Below are 20,904 nucleotides of genomic sequence, written 5' to 3'. Positions count from 1 at the left end.
ATTTATTAAACTAGAAAATTATCTTTAAAACGTTTAAAATCTACAGTATTAAAATACTTCTCAGCTTCTTTACCATCATTAATAAAAGCTTTAAGATTATCTAAAATCTCCATATATTGTGCACCAATCATATCCTCGGGTACTATATTTAATACCTCTAGAAGATTATTATTTTGAATCTGACCGTTAACGTTGATATTACCATCACTCAATAAGGTAAGTATACGCTTCACTATGTCTTCATCAGAATTTTGGAAGAATCTATCATAAAACAACTTTCCACCAGGAGAAACACCCCTCTGATATGAAACATTTTTACCAATTCTACAAATTAAAAATGTTTCTACTAATAAATCTTTCCTCATATTAGGAACATCTGATGGACTGGGTGCTAACTCTAGAATTTCTCTAGCGATAGGAGTTTCGTTAGCATAATTATCCCAACTAAAATGAGCATTTCTCAACTGTTCGCATTTCACAGAGAGTTGAATGGTTTTCAAATCTTTAGAATAATATTTTTTTCCTCCAACTTTTTCGAAAAATAACTCAGATTGATTTATTTTATATTCATCTAATTGAGTTCTAAATACATCTAACCTCTCTCCTAAACTATATCTGAATGTGTCAGTAGTGTATTTCCAGCTTATCAATGATAAAGATAAAAAATTGTTTAGAATAATAGACTTACCTTCATAATTCTTGGATACAAATATTCCAAAAAGAGTATTTGTGAGATTGGCAATAAACTGCGGTGATAATTCTTTGATACTATTTTCAAATTGTTCTTTATCAACCTGTGAAAAATAAGTATCTCTATTTTTTGTATTATCAATGATGCTCTTTACAGTTATTGCATGACCATTAACTTTCTCAGAGATGACATCATCTATGCAAGTTTGTAACCAGCCTAATAATTCTGCTGTTCGGATTTGATCATCATTTGGATGTGAAGCACCTACATGATTCCGCATATCTAAAATATGTGTCAGTCTTAGATATAATGCTTGTGAAATTAGACCTAATTTTTTACAATTATCTAAAACAACTCTATCTTTTAAGTGTGGTAAATCTTCCTCTGTTTTATATAGTCCTCTATCAGATTAACTGACTGCTGAATTAAAAAATATTTCAACTCCGTAATGAATAATTTTTTGATATATTTTTATCATTACTTCATTCCAAACAAAATTTAGTGATGCATCATACAGACCGATTGCTGCACCTGCTACAAATTTTGAAAGATAACGAGCATTTGTTTTGTATTCCTGAGGCATATTCTCTAATATCGAAGGCAACATCGTATGCATCATTTTACGCTCACTCTCAGAAGCTATCACATTCTCAGTTGGTAAGCCATACTGTTCTAAATACTTTTCAAAGCCAATAAATGAATCTCCAGGTAAATATTGAGGACTAGTGTTAGTTAAATCATTAGTCATTAAAAAATCCCCTCTTTCTAAAAACTAGAAAATTACATGATAAGAATATCAATAAAAACTCAGTAAATTATATCAATATCAGATTTGGTTGTCAAGGTAAATTGTTTGTTGATATAATAGACTTCTCCCTTTCTACATTGTCTTTCCTCACCTGTTCAATATACACTCTATTCCCTCTATATATTCCGTATACCTCTCAATTTCTCTAAAAGTTGTTTTAAAATGAATCTTTGTATGAATTAAATACGATAAATCATCACTTATCAAAATCCATAAACTACTTTCATCGTCAATCTTTATTTCCATCTGTTTTTGATAGCGATAAAAACGTGTCAGAAAATCTGCCCCATGTTCTTTCAAAATCTCGATTTTAAGCGTTAATGTCATTATCTTCAACTGATAATGACATTTTCCGTCTCTCTTAAAACAATCACTTGTTATTTACAAAATGAGACCGAGAAAAGTTCCCAGTTCCATTTTGAATTAGCCTGACTCCAAACAGCTAGGAAGGAAGAAAATAAATAATATGAAGATAATACACTAATTGTCATTGACTAATTATTATATTTCTGTTTCCTCATTTATGTTACAAAATTGAGTTTGAAACCCACAGTCCTCAAATCCTAAAATATTCCAATTTGATCTTAGAAATCAACTTTCGAGGAAAATTTTTATAGTGTCCAAATTACCAGCCAGTGTCTTTAGGCGCTGGCTGGTAATTTGGGCTTATAGCCCTGGGACAAACCACCCGTTAGACGGGTGGTCATGATTTAGTTAATTTGATATTTTTACCTCTATCATATTTTCAATATTATCACAAATATTACAACAAACAGCAAAAGAATAATTTTCATAAAAAGGTAATTCAAAGAACTTGAAATTCCTCTCCCCAGTAACACAAATATTGTTGCTCCACAGCTCAGTAGTGAAAGAATTCATAGATTTAACTAAACCTGTTCCTATCGCTTTAACAAAGCTTTCCTTTAGTGTCCAAAATCTATAAAAAGTTTCACATTTTAACGAATCTGAGAGCTGTAAGAAAAAAATTTTTTCCCTCTCTGATAAAACATAATCTATAACTTCATTAAAATCAAAACTCTCATTATATTCCAAATCGATTCCGACTTCAGCATTGCTAATCGCAACTGCTACCCAATCTCCCGAATGAGTAATATTAAAAAAACAATTATCAATTCCAATTAAATAGGGTTTCCCATGATTATTTTTAAAAATTTTTACGGGAGTAAACTCAGATATAATTTTGTTAAATAAAAGATATTCATATAAGATATAGTATGCAACAAGAGATCTCCTATAATCTAAAACCTTTTTATATTTTCTCGCTTCTTTCAAAAAGTTAGGTGGGATACGATTTTCTATGTAGAATTCATCCAATTTAGTAATATTGATATTTGAAAAATATATTATCATTACACACTCAACTCAACCAATTTATAAAATTCACCTTTCCTATCCATCAAGTTATCAAAAGAACCATCTTCAACAATAACTCCATTTTTCATAAAAAGAATTCTATTGTATTTCTTCAACATGCTCTTATTTAACTTATGTGTGACAACAAGAACCGTCAAATCTTGAATTTCTAAAATTGAATTTTCAATTTCAGTAGTAACTTTATTATCTAAAGACGAGGTAGCCTCATCTAATAATAAGATTGGTGTTTTTCTAATTAAAGCACGCGCAATACTAAGTCTCTGTCTTTCTCCCCCAGATAGATTTGATCCATTCTCGCCACATAAAGTTTGTAGACCTAATTTATTTTCTAAAATATAACTTTCTAAGCCAGACTGCTGTACAGCTTTTTTTATATCATCTTCAGTAAAGGATTGACTAAGGGTAATATTTGCTTTTAAAGTATCATCAAAGATATAAACATCTTGTTGAACAATAGTCATTAAGTTATAAAGGCTCTCTGCTGAAATAGCTTGCAAATCTTGATTATCAATTGAGATATACCCACTTGTTACATCATAGAAACGCAGTAATAGATTGAGTAAAGTCGATTTTCCACTGCCTGACATACCTACTATTGCAATTTTTTCCCCCTTTTTGATCTGCAAAGATAAATTATTAAAAATCTTTTCCTCAGCATTAGGGTAGGAAAAATCTACATTTGAAAAAGAAATGACATCATCAAAATATTCTTTCGTTTTACCAGTTTGAAGTTCGATTACATCTTTTACCTCAAATGAATTCAGTGTAGCCTGACCTTCACGGAATTTACTCATTCCCATACCAATTTCATTTAGTGGCATTACTACAAAATTGACTAGTTGAACAATAGCTGTAACACTCCCAATTGTGGTATGCCCACCGAAGACCAGATACATTCCTCCACCAAAGGCTACTAAAAAAACAATCATCCCTGAAAGTTGAGAAATAACATTAGATAAAACATCAAATTTCCCTTTGATGAAATATATCTCATCCAATTTTTCGCTTTCGTTTTTGTAATCTTGACCGATAGCCTCTTTCACATTAAAACTCTTTATAACTAGAAACCCTGCTAAAATATCTTTAACCTTAGCTAAATATTTCTGATCGGCTATCATAGAGCTATTTTGTAGAGAGGCTGATTTTTGTCCAATAAATCCTGAAATCATCATAGGAATAATGCTAGCAATGATAACTAATAAGGTCAAAAACCAATTACCTATAAACATGGCTACTAGTGAGAAAATCATTAAGGAAATATTTTTTGAAATATTAAAATATTGGTGCAAATAATCCTGCTCAATTTTCTTCATGTTCTCAGTTAATATTGAAATAAATTTCCCTGATTTTTCCTTAGAAAATTCTCTATAATCCCTATCTAAAATAGATTTAAACACCTTATTTTTGTATCTTGACATAATCTGCCTAACAAGTTTATTTCTTAATCGAAGGGATATAAAATTAAGACTGGCATAGATAAATATTACGATAGCACCTATTAGTATCGCTTGGGTTAGAGCTTCCCTATTTTGGGACATTCCACTATCAATTATAATTTTAATAGAATAAGCAAAAGCAATATTAGTTAAAGGAACTAGTATATTAAAAATCATAAAAGTATAAAAAGACTTCTTATGGTACTTTGTCAATTGTTTCATTCCTAATCTACCTCATAATTCTTAAATTTCATTTAGAAAATGTGACATAAAATATTCTTCTAAGTCAATATTCTCTCTCCTAAGCTCTTTCATAGAGACCTGTTCTAGCATTTGTCCATTTTTGATAACACCAATCTTATCTGCTATCTGTGAAATTTCCGATAAAATATGACTTGAGATGAATATTGTAACACCACATTCCTTAGAAAGAGACAACAAAAGATTCCGAATTTCTTGAATTCCTATTGGATCTAAACCATTGATTGGTTCATCTAAAATTAACAATTTAGGTTTTGTTAGGAAAGCCCGAGCTAAACCAAGTCTCTGTCTCATTCCTAACGAAAACTCTTTTACTTTTTTAGTCGTATTTTTTAATCCGACCATCCTTAAGGCTCTTATTATATCTGATTCGGTAATATTTTTCCTCATATATTGCGCGTGAATTTCCAAAATTTCTTTTGCAGTACAATTTTCATAAAAAATTGGTGTTTCAATAACACTTCCAACCTGACTTAGAATCTCCTCTCTGTGATCTTGTAAATTTTTTCCAAAGATTTCAATACTACCAGATGTAACAGTTGATAAGGATAACATGCATTTCATTAAAGTTGTTTTCCCTGCGCCATTTGGTCCTAAAAATCCATAGATTTCTCCTTCAGAAATTTGTAAGTTAATACCACTTAAAATTTCTTCCTTAGCAATAGTTTTAAAAAGTTCTTTTATTTCAACAATATTTCCCATCTCTATACCTCGCCTTCAATGTCGGATTTTAATGTGAGAGCTTTTTCTTCAGAAGCATAAATTCCAACTTGTACAGTCTCTTCTTTTATAGAAATTATCAAAGAATTATTACTTGTTCCTTTTTTTAGTCGTTTCAGTTTTATGCTTGAAAAAAATTCGTTTCCTTCTAAAAATTCATAAATACCTAAAAAGTTAACCACAGGTACATGATTATATTCAAATTCATCTTGTTGCTTGTAATCATTACTAGAAATGAAATTAATAAAATCCAAAGATGTAATATTTCTAGAATTTTTATACTCTTCAACTTGACAACGTAAAGAGTTATCAAGTTCACTTAATGAGCCATTTTTAACAATGACTGGAATTAGTTCTAGAAACATTCCAAGAGTATTAGAAAACTTTTCCAATTTCCCACATCTCCCCTTGAAAAGTATAAAAGCAGGCATTTTACTTGGCCAATCTTCATTAATATTAAACTGTTTACCATAACTTAATATTGTTCGCCCAATTACTCCCCATAGATTATCTATAAGAGGCAATTCTTTTCTAAACTTAGGTTTAACAATGATTGAAGAAAAAACTTTTGAATTATTTTTTACAAAACCTGTCTTGTATTGATTACTTACTTCCTCAAAACTTTTTATTGAGAAAATTCGATGGTTTACTTCCTCTGTTGAATTTACAAGTTTTGCATATTCTGAATATGAAGGTATAGTATCTGATTTGAGGTCTGGAAATTCTAAATTATTTTTAACACTTTTTTCAAAAATTTCAGCTGAATAGGCATCCCAAAATATATGATGAATTCTCAAATAAACGCGATATTTAGTATCGTTTTCTTTCAAAAGTACTAATTCACAGGCATGTTCATTTTCTTTAAAAATTTCATTATCTTCGAATCGATTTTGCTCAATTTCATAGATTAATTTAATATCTTCTATGTACCTATCACTTAGATCAACAAATGAAATTTCCCAAGCCGTATCAAATGGATACTCTTTAATATTTAAAACATTATCTATATAAACATAAGAACTTCTTAAAACACCATTCTCTTTAACTACTTTCTTCAATGAATTAATTATATCTGTATAGTCATAATCTCCTTCAATATCAAAAATTGCTCCAGAAACGATCATAGGTTGTTTTTTAATCCACTGCTGCATTTTAGTAGCTTTGTATATTGAGTATTTATTTTTAGATTTAAAATCCTGCTTATATGTTATAGAGTACGGCTTAGATAATCTTCTTTCATTTTTTTGCGTTATCTTTTTTTCTGTAATTTCTTCTGGAATTGTTGCAATACTATTCTCTAAATGTAAATCTCTAATAGATTTTTTGCTAAGTATATCTTTTAAACTAATCATATATCCGAGCTTATTTAATTTTGCGACAATTCTCATCGCTGTAATTGAATCACTTATAATATTTGATAGGGGCTGAAGAACGTTTGATATATCAATCTTAAGAATTTTTTCCAATACCTCACAAAATTCTCTTTCTTGGAAACTCATTTTTAAATCTTCTGCTAGATTTTCTATTTTGGGTAATCCAAAGTTTTCAAGGGTCTTTCTATCAACCTTTCCATTAATAGTAGTTGGAAGCGAATCAATGCTAACAATTCTCTCTGGAATCATATAGTATGGTAATTTTTTTTGTAAAATTAATTTAACTTCTGCAGATAAAATGTTATTATCCGAAACTATATATGCAACAATGTGTTTATCATTATTCTCACTGACAATGCAACAAGCAGCTTGTTTAATACTAGATATATTCAAAATTTGACTCTCAATTTCACCTAGTTCGATTCTAAAACCTCTTATTTTTACTTGACGATCAATACGTCCTAAGTATTCAATGTTGCCATTAGGTAATCGTCTAACTAAGTCTCCAGTTCTATATATTCTGGATTTAGAAATTAACCTATCTTCAAAAAAAACTTGCTTATTTAATTCGTCTCTATTTAGATAACCTCGAGAAAGACTTATACCGGATATACATAATTCACCTGGCATGTAATCTCCGACCAAAATACCATTATTCATGATATGTACATTGACATTTTGTATCGGTTTACCAATTGGACATTTCTTCAATTCGTCCTGAAGTTTATAAATTGTCCAATCTGTGGTCCAAATTGAAGCTTCACTTGGACCGTAACCATTAATGTAACACATTTTTTGACTCCAAATTTTAGCTATTTCAGGACTTGCTTCATCTCCAGCATTCATAATATATTTTAATGTTTTTAATTCATCTGGTTTGAAGAAAGGCATCAATACTGGAGGTATTAAAGCAAAAGTCACTTGCATTTCATTAATAAGATTCTTTATATCTTCGGGTGAATTGCGAATATTATCAGGAACAATAACTAATTGAGAATTATTTACTAAAGCACCAAATATTTCAAGAACCGATGCATCAAATGAAAGACTAGCAAATTGTAAAATTCTAGCATTATTTTTTAGTTGAAATTTTTCTCCAATATAATCAAATAAATTCATTAATCCTTGATATTCTATTAGAGAACCTTTAGGAGTTCCTGTCGATCCTGATGTATATAGTATATAAGCCACATTATTTTTGTCCAAAACAACTCTAGGTTTCTCTGAATTCATTTTTAAATTACATTGATCTGGTTGAATTATTTTTATATTCTGTAAATTACCACTTTTCTCATCGTCTGAAAATAGTATTTTAACTCCTGCATCTTCTAATTGAAAGGAAACTCTTTCAAAAGGTAAACTTTTATCCATAGTTACACAGCAAGCTCCTGCTTTCATAACTGCAAGCATACTTATTATTACCATTGGTGATTTCGATAAATAAATACCTACTCTGTCCTCAGTTTTAATTCCATTTTGTAGTAAAATATTTGCTAAGGCATTACTTTTAGATTCCAATTCCTTAAATGAAATTTTTTCATCTAAATAGAAAATAGCAGTTTTTTCTGGATTATGTATTGCATTTTGACTAATAGCTTCAGGAATATTAGCAAGGCATATTTCTTTTTGGTTTTCTTGATTTTTTAGGTATAACTTTCTTAATTGCTCCTGATTTAGTACTTGAATATCTTTTACTTTATGTTCAGGATAAAAACAAATATACTCTAAAATATTTTCCATTGTTTGGAGGAGATTATTAATAGTATCATCTGAGAATTTTTCAATATTAAATGACAATTGAAAAGACATATAGTCTCCAGTATCGTGAATCATACAAGATATATCGTAACTGGGATTCTCAACGCCCTCACACACCTGTAAGGTTATACCATTGACAAATTCAAATAATTGATTATCTGAAACAAAATTTGAATAAGAGTATACTGTTGAGAATAATGGTGTTCTTCTACCTAACAACTTTTGTATTTCCGATGGGCTTACGTATTGATAATGTTGTCCCTGAATAAGCTGTTGTTTATTTTTCAAAATAAGCTCTTTAATAGTTTCATTATTCTCCACAGAAATTCTTGTTGGTATAGTATTAATCAACATTCCAACAATTGAACCAATATTTTCTATTTCAAAATTTCTACCAGAAACAACCTTTCCGAAAACAGAGTCACTAGTATAGTTAAACCTTTGAATTAACAAACCCCAGACAACTTCTAAAATAGTATTTCTTGTCACTGATAGTTTACTACTCAAATGCGTGAGTTTATCGTAGACATATTTAGGAACGTTGTGACGCAAATTACCGCTTAATGATCTATTATGTACATTTGTCTCCAAATTTTTAAAATCAGATTCACCATCATAATCTCCAAGTAAGTTCACCCAGTATTCTTTTCCATTATTATCTTCTATTCCTCCAATAAATTTTAAATATTTTTGATAATTATCTTTTTTAGATAAATATCTATCTAATTTTACATATTCATTATCAACATAGTATTTGTAAGTAATCGACAGTGTCTTCAATAAATTTGCCAAAGACCAGCCATCAAAAACTATATGGTGGAAACTCAGCAATAAGTATGTTTTTTGGTCGTTAGCTTTTATAATTATTGCTCTGAATAAATTACCTTTCTCTAAATAGAAATCTTTATTCATTTCTATAGACTTCACCTTTATAAGAATTTCATTTAAATCTATGGTGCTATTAGAATAATCAAATTCCGTTACGGATATATCCTTGATTTCATCAACTTTCTGTAAATATGATCCCGAACCACTCTCAACGATTCTCATAGATAATGCTGGATGTTTGGTTGAAAGCTTACTAAGTGCCAGTTTTAAAGACTCAAGATCCAAATTATTTCCTAATATTTCAAATAAAGTCTGAGTGGAATAGAGATTGGGATTGTCATTGGTTAACTTTTGAAATAGTATCCCCTCTTGAGAAGGAGTCAGTGGTAAAAGTTCTCCTCTATCATTATTGTTGATAAATGATAGTATAGCTTCTTTAAATTTCTTACCTAATTCTTCAATATCTGATTTCTTAAATTTATTTGAATTAAAGTCAATTATGAATTTTAAACATTTATTTTGAATAATACCATTGAAGTTAAGGGGAGACCAAAGAGTATTATTTTCATCCATTGAATTTCCAAAATCATAATCTGACATTACTAAAGAACTAGAATTGTTGTCTATGTTCCCCATAAAGTTAAATGAACATTCTGACATTTCATTTGAATTCAATATTCTCTTACAATATTTAAGAATTCCAAAATTAAATCCTTTTTTTGGTATTCTTCTAATTGCTGCCTTAGTTTTATTCAATAAATCCCAAATATCTTTATCAGAGCAATCTAAAATTAGTGGATAATTTGTAGTAAACCAACCTATTGTTCTATCTACTTTAGAAATATTATTAATAGATTCTCTCCCATGTCCTTCTAAATTTAATGATAGTAATTTTTGATTAGTTATACTATTCATTGCAAATGCGAGGGCGGTTAATAATAGATCATTTATCTGTATGTCATCTCTGGGATTGCAAAGTTTTTGAAGAGATTTAGTCTCATCTTCTGATATAGATATTTTAATTTTTTTGAACGGATTCCCCTCAAATTGCTTATCTCTGGGCTCTTCTAGCTGAATTTTTCCTTCTGATATCTTAGAAACTACATTATTCCAATAAGAAAGTTCCCCTGTTACCTCTTCTGAATCACCGTGTTTTTGTAGTTCATTTAACCAGCTTTTATAGTCCATTGTTTTATATGGTAGAGTCAATTCTTTATTCTGATTAAGCTGATTTTGCAAATAAATAAAATCATCTAATAATATTCTCCATGACACGCCATCAATAACTAAATGGTGTGCACAAATGAATAGTAAAACTCGTTTTTCAGTTTTAAAATACACTAAACTTAGCAGAGGAGTTGAAGATATATCGAATTTGTTTTGAGCATTATTACAATATGATTTACAATTTTTTATGAATTCCTTATCAGTACATTCTATAAAATCAATTTTATAAGATGGACGTTTTACTTCTATAAATCTGTTATTACTTATTTTAGAATCACTAAAGTTTTCTTTAAAAATCGAATGTTCTTCAGTTAATCTGTCAAATATTTTGATTATATCTTCATATTTGTCTTCAAATTTCAGTTCTAAAAGTACTGATTGATTGAAGAAATTGGGATTCTTTAAGTTTTGAGAGAAAAACTCTTCAATAATAGGTGAAATGAGAATATTATCATCTGAAGTATTTTCAATAATGCCTATTTCATTTTTAGTATGAAATAACTTTTTTAAAGAAATTGATTGAAGTATTTCCTCAGGTTCAACTTTAAATCCAATTTCTTTAAATTTAGATGCTATTCGTATAGCTTTTATTGAATCTCCCCCTTGAGACAGAAAATCTTTTTCTAAGTCTAAATCTTTTTCATTTAACTCACTTTTTAAAATGTAAATTAAATCACTATTATCTTTTGAGTTTTCTATTGATTGAGAATCTTGTAATAATTCATATAAATTATTACAGCCCAATATTTTATCAGAATCTAGAATGATCGATTTTTCAGCTAATTTTGAAGAAATCCTAATTGCTTTAATAGAATCTCCTCCTTGCTCCAAGAAACTCTCAGAAAAAATGACTTTATTATTTAATACACCTTCTATAACTGCTTTTATCTGTTCTGTTTTCTCAGATTTAACAATTGGAGTGTTTATACTTCCCATTAATAATGTTAAATATTCATTAGATAACCTTTCTATAGTCTCTTTCCTAAAAATAGCTTTTTTGAATTCCCATCTAATTGTTAATGTACTATCTATTTCTAAGATATCTATTGTGATATCAAATGGTGATGTTTTGGATTTTATAGGGATTTGTTTCAAAAAACCATCTTCTAGTGTTTTTACCTTATTAAATGCTAAAAATACGTCAAATAATGGATTTCTTGTATAATCAGTGTTACTATTATGAAGTTTTATGATTCTATCTAAAGGATATAGTTGGTTTTCAAATAGTTTCAATACTACTTTTTTTGTTTTTTGTATAATAGTAGCAAAATCATCATCTTGATTAATCGTTCCCCTTAGAGGTAGAGTGTTAGTATACATACCAAATGTGTTTTCTGATTTTTCAAATAACCTTGAATTTATTGCTGTTCCAATAATAATATCTCTTTGATTAGTGAGTATACTTAAATAATACATTGTTAATGAAGCAAAGAACATATATAGAGTTATACTATTGCTAGAACAAAAATTGTCAATATTCTTTTTTAAATTTTTGTCTATTTCTATTAAAATTTCATCACCACTTTCATTTCCTCTAGAAACTCTTGGAAAATCTAGCGGCAAATCTAACAAAGTAGGCTTCTGACTAAAAGTTTCTTTCCAATAGTTATCTGAAGAGTCCAGATTTTCATTGTTTAATAAATCATTTAATTCTGCAGAAGGCATCAATACTGGTAATGTTTGTTCTCCTCTATACTTCTTCATAAGTTCTGACGTGAATAACGATGTAGAATATCCATCATTTATTGAATGATGAATATCAATAAAGACATAATCGTTTTTAGTTGTTCTCAGAATATTCATTCTTATTAATGAATCATTTTCCAAATCAAATGGTTTTACTAAACTACTAAATACATTTTCGATTTCTTGTTCTTCACATGAAATCATTTTTATTTCACTAGAAATATGATTTTTGACTTCCAGCATTAATTTATCATCATGCATATGAAAATTAGATTTTAAAATTTCAAATTTATCTAAAATTTGTTTATATGTATTATTCAGTTTATTCAGATCAAGTCTTTCATTACTTTTTAATAGTAAAGGCATGTTGTAACTTGTTGAACTTTTATGAACCATTTGTAAAGCGTATATTCTTTTTTGTGTATCTGTAGCTTGAAAAATACTGTAGTTATTTGAAGTAGTAGAAACTACTGAATTATTTTGAACGATATTAAGATTTTCTGATTTATCAAGATTTATTGTTTTTTTAGGTTTTTTTTGACTATTTGACTGTTCAATTTGACTTAAAATAAATGATATCGTTGGAGATTCAAAGAATTGTTCTAATTTAATCTGTAGAGAAAAATTGCTATTTAAACGATTTATTAGTCTTGCAGCTTTTATTGAGTGTCCTCCTAGAACAAAGAAATCATCTGAAATTTTCACGTTATTTATTCCTAAAATTTCAGAAAAGACTGCTTGTACTTCTCTGAAGGTTGAAGAAGTAATTAATTTAGAAAGTTCATTATTTTCAGTTTCATTTTTAACATCAGTCAAACTTAATAATCTTGGAGTGTCAATCTTTCCATTGGCAGTCAAAGGTATTTTTTTAATTTTAATAAACTTTGAAGGAATCATATAAGACGGGATTACAGATGAAAGTCTATTCCTTAAGGTTATTGTGTCAAAAGAATCTGCTGTAATAAGGTAAGCAATTAATTCTTTATTTGCTCCTTCTCCCTTGGCGAGTACTACACAATCTATAATAGATGCTATATTCTTAATATTGTCTTCTATTTCAGATAGTTCTACACGATTTCCTCTTATTTTAATCTGTTTATCCATTCTGCCTAGAAATTCAATATTTCCGTCATAATGCCACCTTGCATAATCACCAGTTCTATAAAATTTTTCACCTTCAAACAAAAAGAATTTCTCATTAGTTAAAGTTTCATTATTAAGATATCCAATAGCAACTCCAGGTCCAGAAATGCATAATTCACCTACCATACCGAACCCACAAACTTTTTCTTTCTGGAATATTATGCATCTAACATTTGGTGCTGGTCGTCCAATCGGAATTTTTTTATGTAGTTTTTCACGATTTTCAAACCAGGTTGTCGACCAAACAGTTGCTTCCGTTGGACCATAACCGTTCGCATAAGATAGGTGATTCTTCCATTTATCTACTATCTCCCATGTTGCTTCTTCCCCTGCTGTCTTAAGTGATTTTAAAGTAACTAGTTTTTCAGGATTTAATTCATTTACAAAGACAGGAGGTAAAACCGCCCAGGTTACTTTAAATTCATTCATTATTTGAGTAACTGAATCTGGATTCAATCTCTTTTCTTCAGGAACAATCACTAGCGTGTGTCCATTCAATAGTGAGGTTAGTATCTCTAATATCGAGGCATCAAAAGCTAAGCTAGCAAATTGGAGCAATACTTCAGAGGAATTCTTAAATTCAAACTCCAAATTCATTCCCAATGCCATATTAACAGCTCCATTGTGAGAAATAAGGGTTCCTTTTGGTTTCCCTGTTGTACCTGATGTATATATTATATATGCCAGATTTTCGCAAGGATAATCATATTCAATATATTCAAATTTATTTTCTAATAACAAATTCTTATCAACAGAAATTACATTAATCGATTTATCCTTTATAATTCTTTTACGTTCATCATTTAACGTATTATTTATTAGTATATATTGAGCTTTTGAATCCTCAAGAATGTAAGTAAATCTCTCCTTAGGAACACTAATGTCTAATGGTACATATACAGCATTAATTTTTAATATGGCTAAAAATGAAATTATTGGTTCCATACCTTTTTCTTGTAGAGAAAGGACATAATCTCCTTGATTAATACCGCTTTTTCTTAACTGTAGAGCCAATGCTGTCGACTTATTATCTAATTCTTCATAAGTCATAGTTTCACCAGAAAAATTTAAAGCAACTTTATTCATAAATTTATTTGCAATATCTTTAAACTGTGAAACGATATTTTTTTCTACTTTAATTGAAGGCTGTATATTTTGTGAGTATTCCTCTATTATCTTTTCTTCTTCTTTCCAAGAAAATTTAATATCTCTCAAAGGTTGATTTTCATTTTCCACAAATTGTTCAAGTATAAACTTAAATCTCTTAAGCATATCAATGATAGTAGATTCATAATATTTGTTAGAATCATACATCATTTTTATATATAGTTTTTCTTCTTGAATAATTGACAAATTTAATGTATAGTCAGTCTGTTCAAATGTTTTTTCATGTTTCATCCATTCAGGGTGACTATCATTGAAGACATCAAAACTAAACAAAGAACTAATTTTTTGATCAATTAGATTATTAATTTCTGAAAGTGAAATCATTTCATTTCCGTTTACCAAATAATTTTTTCTTTGTTGATATTTAAGTAATTGGGATACGCTTAAGTTTGGATCAGTTTTTATTCTGATTGGTATAGTATTAATAAATAGTCCTACCATATTATCAATTCCAGGAAGTTGAACATCACGACCAGATATAATTTTCCCAAATACAACGTCATTGGAAGCTGAATAAGCCTGTAGCACAATCCCCCAAGCAGACTCTAAAATAGTACCTACGCCTACTTTTATTTTTTTTCCAAGATTTTGTATTAATTCGGTTAATTCTAAAGTTAGTTTAATTCCAACTTCGTCCAAATCACTTTTCTTGATTTTTTTATACGAGTTATCTTTCTCTGGGAGTAATATTGGAAGTCCTTCAAAATTTTCAAGATAATTTTCCCAAAAATATTTTGTTTTAATTTCATTGTTGCTATCGAGTAACTCAACAAAATCACTATACTCTGATATTTTTTGATTTTCTTGGTAGTCAATTTCTTCATATAATTGAATAAATAAATTATTAATAATATCTAAACACCATCCATCCATTATGATATGATGAAATGACCAAATAAGTTTTGATTGATTCTCTCCAATATTTATAACATGTACTCTAAATAGTGGATCGTTCTCGAAGTCCCAAGAACTTTTCTTCTCTTTAGCAATATATTTTTTAATTTGTTTATCAATCGTTTGAGAATCAAATCCATCAAAATCTTCAAAAGTTACAGGTATATTTCGTTCAACAAACTGCACATTTCTTGCAACTTTTTGTTGTTTATAAAAAATTGCAGTTCTTAAAATTTCGAAACGACTTGCCATTTTCTCCATAACAGAGTAAATTTTTTCTTCTTTTAATTCTTTATAAACATTCATCACTACTTGAACAATATATTTATCCTGTTTATCTAGCATTTTATTAAAAAGAAAATTTTCCTGCATATATGATAAGGGATATATTTTTTCTATTTCTAACCCATTAATTTTTGTTGTCTCAATTGTAGATTGTAACTCTTCCTTACTCCAAGAACAATCACCGTATTTTGCCATACAGTCTTGACTATTTATCTTTTCAATAATTGTATGTATGTTATTCTTGAATCTCTCAGCAATTTTTTCTATTTCAGAAATTGAAAAATAACTTTGTTCAAATTTAAATTCAAAAAATAGATTATTATTAATACTTTGTCCAGTTATAGTTAATGGGAACCATAAATGATTTGATTTTGAATTCCTATCCCCCATATCTAAATGAACCAATTTTATGTGTTCTAAATTTTCCTGAAAATCACCTAAATAATAAAAAACTATCAATGGTTCAAATACTTTCTCATAGTTAGATATTTTTTGATCTTTATAAGCTAAATAATTTAAACCTCTATTCGGAATTCTCTTAGTTATACAAGAAACACTTGCTAGTAAGTCATCAAAATCTTTTTTATTCTCAAAAATAACAGGATAGATACTTGTAAACCAACCTATCATGGAATCATTTTCAATATTTTGTTCTATTGATTCTCTACCATGACTCTCTAACATAAGCGCTAAAGTGTCACTATTGACTGCTTTTATAAGTGCTGCCAAAAAAATATCATTTATTCTATATGCATGCTTAGAATTTCCCGTAAGAAATAGACTATCATCCATGTCAATAGTAATTTTCTTGGAGTTTATATTATTAATTGATAATTTAGTTTTTGAAGAATTTATTTTTTCTAAATCATTATTAATTTTATCCCAGTATGATTTTTCCTCCTTCAGTATCCTAGTTTGGTATTTATCTAATTTTCTAGCCCACTCAAAAAAGGTAATATTCTCTCTAGGGAGATCAATCTCTCTGTTCTCTATTCTTTTTGTGAATATGGTATTGAGTTCATCGTTTAATAATCTCCAAGAAACACCATCAATTATTAGATGATGAATAGTTATAAAAATATAACTCCCTATAGAAGACTTAAACAACACAATGTTAATAAGTGGACTATTTTCTAAATCAAATTTATTTTGATTTTTTTCACAAATTAATTTGAATTTTATATTAAATTCGTCGGAATTCAAATCTTTAAAATCATGAGATTCAAATAAAAATAATTCTCTACCTCTATTTATAAACGGTTGATTATTTTGATCAAAATTGACCTTAAATAGTATGTGATTTTCGGTCAACTCTTTAAATATAGACTTAATTTCTAAATCATTTAACGAACTATTTATATACAATGTTTCACATTGATTAAAATGTTCCTTGACAAAGAAATCCTTTCGGAAAAATTCTTTTTGAATTGGGCTTAAGATTATATCGCTTTCAAATGGCTGACTGATTAACTTCTCTTCATTGGTATTTCCTAATCTCAATATGATTTCATCAATACTTTTAGAATCGACTATATCGTTAGTTCTAAGTTTATAGCCACGATTTTTCAGCTTCGAGACGATTCTGATTGCCTTAATTGAATCCCCTCCTAAAGAATAAAAATCAATATTTTCATTCTCAATCGTAATTTTTAGTATTTCCTCGAAGACTTCAATGATATCTTTTTTTGTAGAATTATCAATCGTATCCAGTAAACTTACTTTACTTTCTCTTATAATACTAGGTAAAGATTTTTTGTCAACTTTTCCATTCAAGGTCATCGGTAACTTAGCTATTTCAATAATATGATGAGGTTGCATATAGGTTGGCAATTGATCTATAATTTTTTTACGAAACGTATTTTTATCTATGGAATTTTGCAAAACTACATACACAACAACTTCTTTTTCTGAATTCTCAGAATTGAGATTCGTTATACATGAATAAACTTCTTTTACTTCATTTTGTTTTAAGATTATTGAGTTCAATTCAGACAAATCTATACGGTGACCTCTTACTTTCACCTGATTATCTTTTCTCCCACAAAATACTAATTCTTTTTCTGAATTCCAATAAACTATGTCACCTGTTCTATACATTTTTTCCTTGGTTCTAGGATGTAACAAAAAACTTTTTTCATTTTTAGAATCATTGTTAATATATCCTACACTAAGGCTATCTCCTGAAATATACAGTTCACCAGGAATTTCAAGCCCACATTCTTGAATTCCTTGAAAAACATGACAACTTACATTCTGTATAGGACGACCTATCGGAACAGATAAATTAGTATCAAAACTTCTATATTCCCATGTGGAAGTCCAAACTGTCGCTTCAGTTGGTCCATAGGCATTAAAATATTTTACTTTGTCTTTCCATTCTAATATAAAATTCCAATTAGCTTCCTCACCAGCAGTCATTAAATATTTTAATGTAGTTTCACGTTTTGTATCAAGATTTTGCATGTATACTGGCGGAATAATTGCAAATGTTACTTTTTCAGTATCCCACATATCTTGCAGTAAATTTGGATTTTGTTTTTCTTCATGATTAACCATTACTAGAGTACAACCATTTAAAAGAGCTCCAAAAATTTCTAGTATAGAAGCATCAAAAGAATGACTTGCAAATTGTTGAATTATATCATTTTCTTCAATTCCGATATCATTTATCAATGCCTCACACATATTTATTACTGAACTATGTTTTATCATCACACCTTTCGGTACTCCTGTAGAACCTGAAGTATAGATAATATATGCAAGATTATCCGAAGTTATGTTGGGAAAAGAATTTAGATTAGTATTTTTTTCTACTAATAGGCTATCATATATGATAGTGTTTATTTTAAGAGAATTTGATAATTCTTCATCACTAGTGATTAGTAATTTACACAAACTATCACTTAAGATATATTTTATTCTCTCAAAAGGATTTTCTTTATCTACGGGCAGATAAATGCCTCCAACCTTAAGGATTGCAAAAATTGCTACAATTGCATCAATTCCTACTAAAGTTGATGCGATAACTTGTCCAGAACATACCCCTTTATTGATTAGTAAATTAGCTAATTCAGAACATTTTTTATCTAATTCCTTAAATGTTACACCTTCCTTATTGTATCTTACAGCTATCTTATTAGGAAACTTCTCTACTTGTTTTTTGAATAGCCCCGTAATTGTTTCACTCTTATTAAAGTCTTTAACACGTTTTTCAAAATAAACTTCTTCTTGTTTTTTTAGTAAGGGTACAGAAGCAAGTTTTTTATCAATGTTATCAATAAACTGCTCTAAAATATACATAATAAACAAATGTAATCTTTGAAGTTCTGGTAATTTTATTGAAAACGTTTGATACTCGTATAAAATAAACGGTTTTTCATTCATAGAATTAATCATAATTGTTAATGGATTTGTCCTACTACCACTACCAATCACTTTAAACTTAAATCCTAACTTTAGATATCTGTGCTTTAATTCATAATTCATCTCCATGCACGATATATCGGTCAATGATTCAAATGATTCAATTCCATTATTTTCTATCATTTCTGATATGGTATAATCACAAAATTTTTTTATAATTGCTTTTTTTTCAGATACATCCAAAATATATTTTTTAATTGAAGTTTCTAAATCTATTTTAGGAATAATGGGTAATAAGCTAGTATTTGAATTCCAACCATCATTCTGCGTTACTGCTAGCCCAACACTAGCTCCAGATGTAAACGTCTTAACTTTTTTAGAAAAGATTACTCCAGCTAAAATAAAGTCAAAAAGAGTAGTATCCTTTGAAATTTTAGATTCTTCAAATTTACGTATTAATTCTTGAGGAATAATCTCTTTTATTACTTCAGTTCCTAAATTTTTCGAATTTTCCTTATAAAGATTTTCCCCTTCAAAACTTTCTAACTCTTTTTCCCAAAATTCTATTGTTTCTTCTTGATTTAGAATAGTTTTTTGGGAATAACTTCCTGACACCTCTTCAATATTTATATCGTTTAACAATAATCCTACAAAAGTGTTTGAAAATTGGGTAATGAATTGAATATCAGAAATTAAATGATGAAATTTTATCAATAACTGCTTTTTTACACCATTTATTTCTGCTATAAGAAATTCATGAAGTGGTTTCTTGAAATCAAATATGGAGTCCTTCTTCCATACTTCGATAAAGCTGTCCAATTCACTTACACTTTCAAATTTTTTAATTAATATATTATTAAATTCTTGATAACTTCTGATGTATTGCTCTTTATTTGATAATACCTCAATTCTTAAATGATCAATTTTTCTCAACATAATATTTAAAGAGAATAATATTTCATCAGTTGTATATTTTGCTGGAATTTCCAATGATGCGCAGATATTGTTGATTTCTTTAACTTCTCTTAAGTTCTCAATATTTAATAAATTTTCTTGAACTTTTGTTAATTTATAATTTATATTCGTCATTATAATCCTTTTCCTTCCATTAAACTCAGATATACTACTTGATATTAATATCTTTTCTTGAAATATTATAAATTGAAAATAAAACAATCATTAAACTTATGAAACTAGCAAATATTAAGAAGAATAAGTTATCAACAAAATTATTAGTTAAACTGCCTGGACTTATATTAGAGAGTAATGCTGCTAAACCAAGTCCTGAAAGCATTGTTATAGCTATTGAATGCCTAATCATACCTAAAACAAAAGGTAGTATTCCGATTAATACTGTTCCAAACGTAATTCCAGCTAAGTTAATCATTTGATTAGCTACTGGTATATAATTTGATTCAGTTAAAATTGCTACTAATTTAATTAATAATTGAATAACTAAATGTGCAGTAAAATGAACAATAAATGATATTAGAATTACTGCAAGCACTTTCCCCCATAATAATTTTATTTTAGAAACAGGGTAGGAAAACAACTGAAAAATTGTTCTTCGTTTAAATTCATCAATAATAATCGTAGACAATAAATAAGATTCAAAAATCAAAAATGCTGCTTTGGTAAATAATGATGCAAACAATGATGTTGCAATTGCCCAACCTTCCCATTTATCAGTAATTCTAATATTATTGGCATTCTGTCCAACGAATTCTCCTAGTTTATTATCAGTACCTAACCCCATGATTATGATTCCTGTAACACCTAATACTATAAATATAGTACCTAACCAAGCACAAAATAATTTAGATTTCGAAACCTTATTTAATTCAATTTTAATAAGCGACAACATAGATT

7 protein-coding genes and 1 pseudogene are annotated in these 20,904 nt (G+C 28.6%); all 8 read right to left on the bottom strand.

The features are described from left to right. Window positions 1-5: 5 nt before the first annotated feature. The 8 genes and pseudogenes from TZ92_RS05135 to TZ92_RS05100 all read right to left on the bottom strand — a co-directional run bounded on the left by TZ92_RS05135 (window position 6) and on the right by TZ92_RS05100 (window position 20,899). Window positions 6-971, bottom strand: a complete 966-nt coding sequence (locus TZ92_RS05135) for a hypothetical protein (RefSeq protein WP_033629551.1) — start codon at window positions 969-971, stop codon at window positions 6-8. A 129-nt stretch (window positions 972-1,100) separates the two neighbouring features. After that, window positions 1,101-1,439, bottom strand: coding sequence for a hypothetical protein (locus TZ92_RS05130; protein WP_033629550.1), 339 nt, complete (start codon window positions 1,437-1,439; stop codon window positions 1,101-1,103). 147 nt (window positions 1,440-1,586) lie between these two features. Further along, window positions 1,587-1,820: pseudogene (locus TZ92_RS10345) on the bottom strand (XRE family transcriptional regulator); the annotation flags it as partial. A gap of 393 nt (window positions 1,821-2,213) precedes the next feature. After that, window positions 2,214-2,870, bottom strand: a complete 657-nt coding sequence (locus TZ92_RS05120) for a 4'-phosphopantetheinyl transferase family protein (RefSeq protein WP_033629548.1) — start codon at window positions 2,868-2,870, stop codon at window positions 2,214-2,216. Beyond that, on the bottom strand, window positions 2,870-4,552 hold the full coding sequence (locus TZ92_RS05115; protein WP_033629547.1) for an ABC transporter ATP-binding protein: 1,683 nt from the start codon (window positions 4,550-4,552) through the stop codon (window positions 2,870-2,872). The genes TZ92_RS05120 and TZ92_RS05115 overlap by 1 nt, the downstream gene beginning before the upstream one ends. A 21-nt stretch (window positions 4,553-4,573) precedes the next feature. After that, the gene (locus TZ92_RS05110) at window positions 4,574-5,293 is read right to left on the bottom strand and encodes an ABC transporter ATP-binding protein (protein ID WP_033629546.1); all 720 of its coding nucleotides are present in this window, start codon (window positions 5,291-5,293) and stop codon (window positions 4,574-4,576) included. 2 nt (window positions 5,294-5,295) lie between these two features. Continuing rightward, window positions 5,296-20,124, bottom strand: coding sequence for a non-ribosomal peptide synthetase (locus TZ92_RS05105; protein WP_045594863.1), 14,829 nt, complete (start codon window positions 20,122-20,124; stop codon window positions 5,296-5,298). 34 nt (window positions 20,125-20,158) lie between these two features. Then, window positions 20,159-20,899: an ABC transporter permease gene (locus tag TZ92_RS05100; protein ID WP_033629540.1), complete on the bottom strand. Its 741-nt coding sequence runs from the start codon at window positions 20,897-20,899 to the stop codon at window positions 20,159-20,161. Window positions 20,900-20,904: the final 5 nt, after the last annotated feature.

This window comes from Streptococcus oralis subsp. oralis (assembly GCF_000960035.1).
Taxonomy (GTDB): domain Bacteria; phylum Bacillota; class Bacilli; order Lactobacillales; family Streptococcaceae; genus Streptococcus; species Streptococcus oralis_G.
Note: the sequence above shows the minus strand (reverse complement) of the source record. Positions and strands in the feature narration are given on the sequence as shown.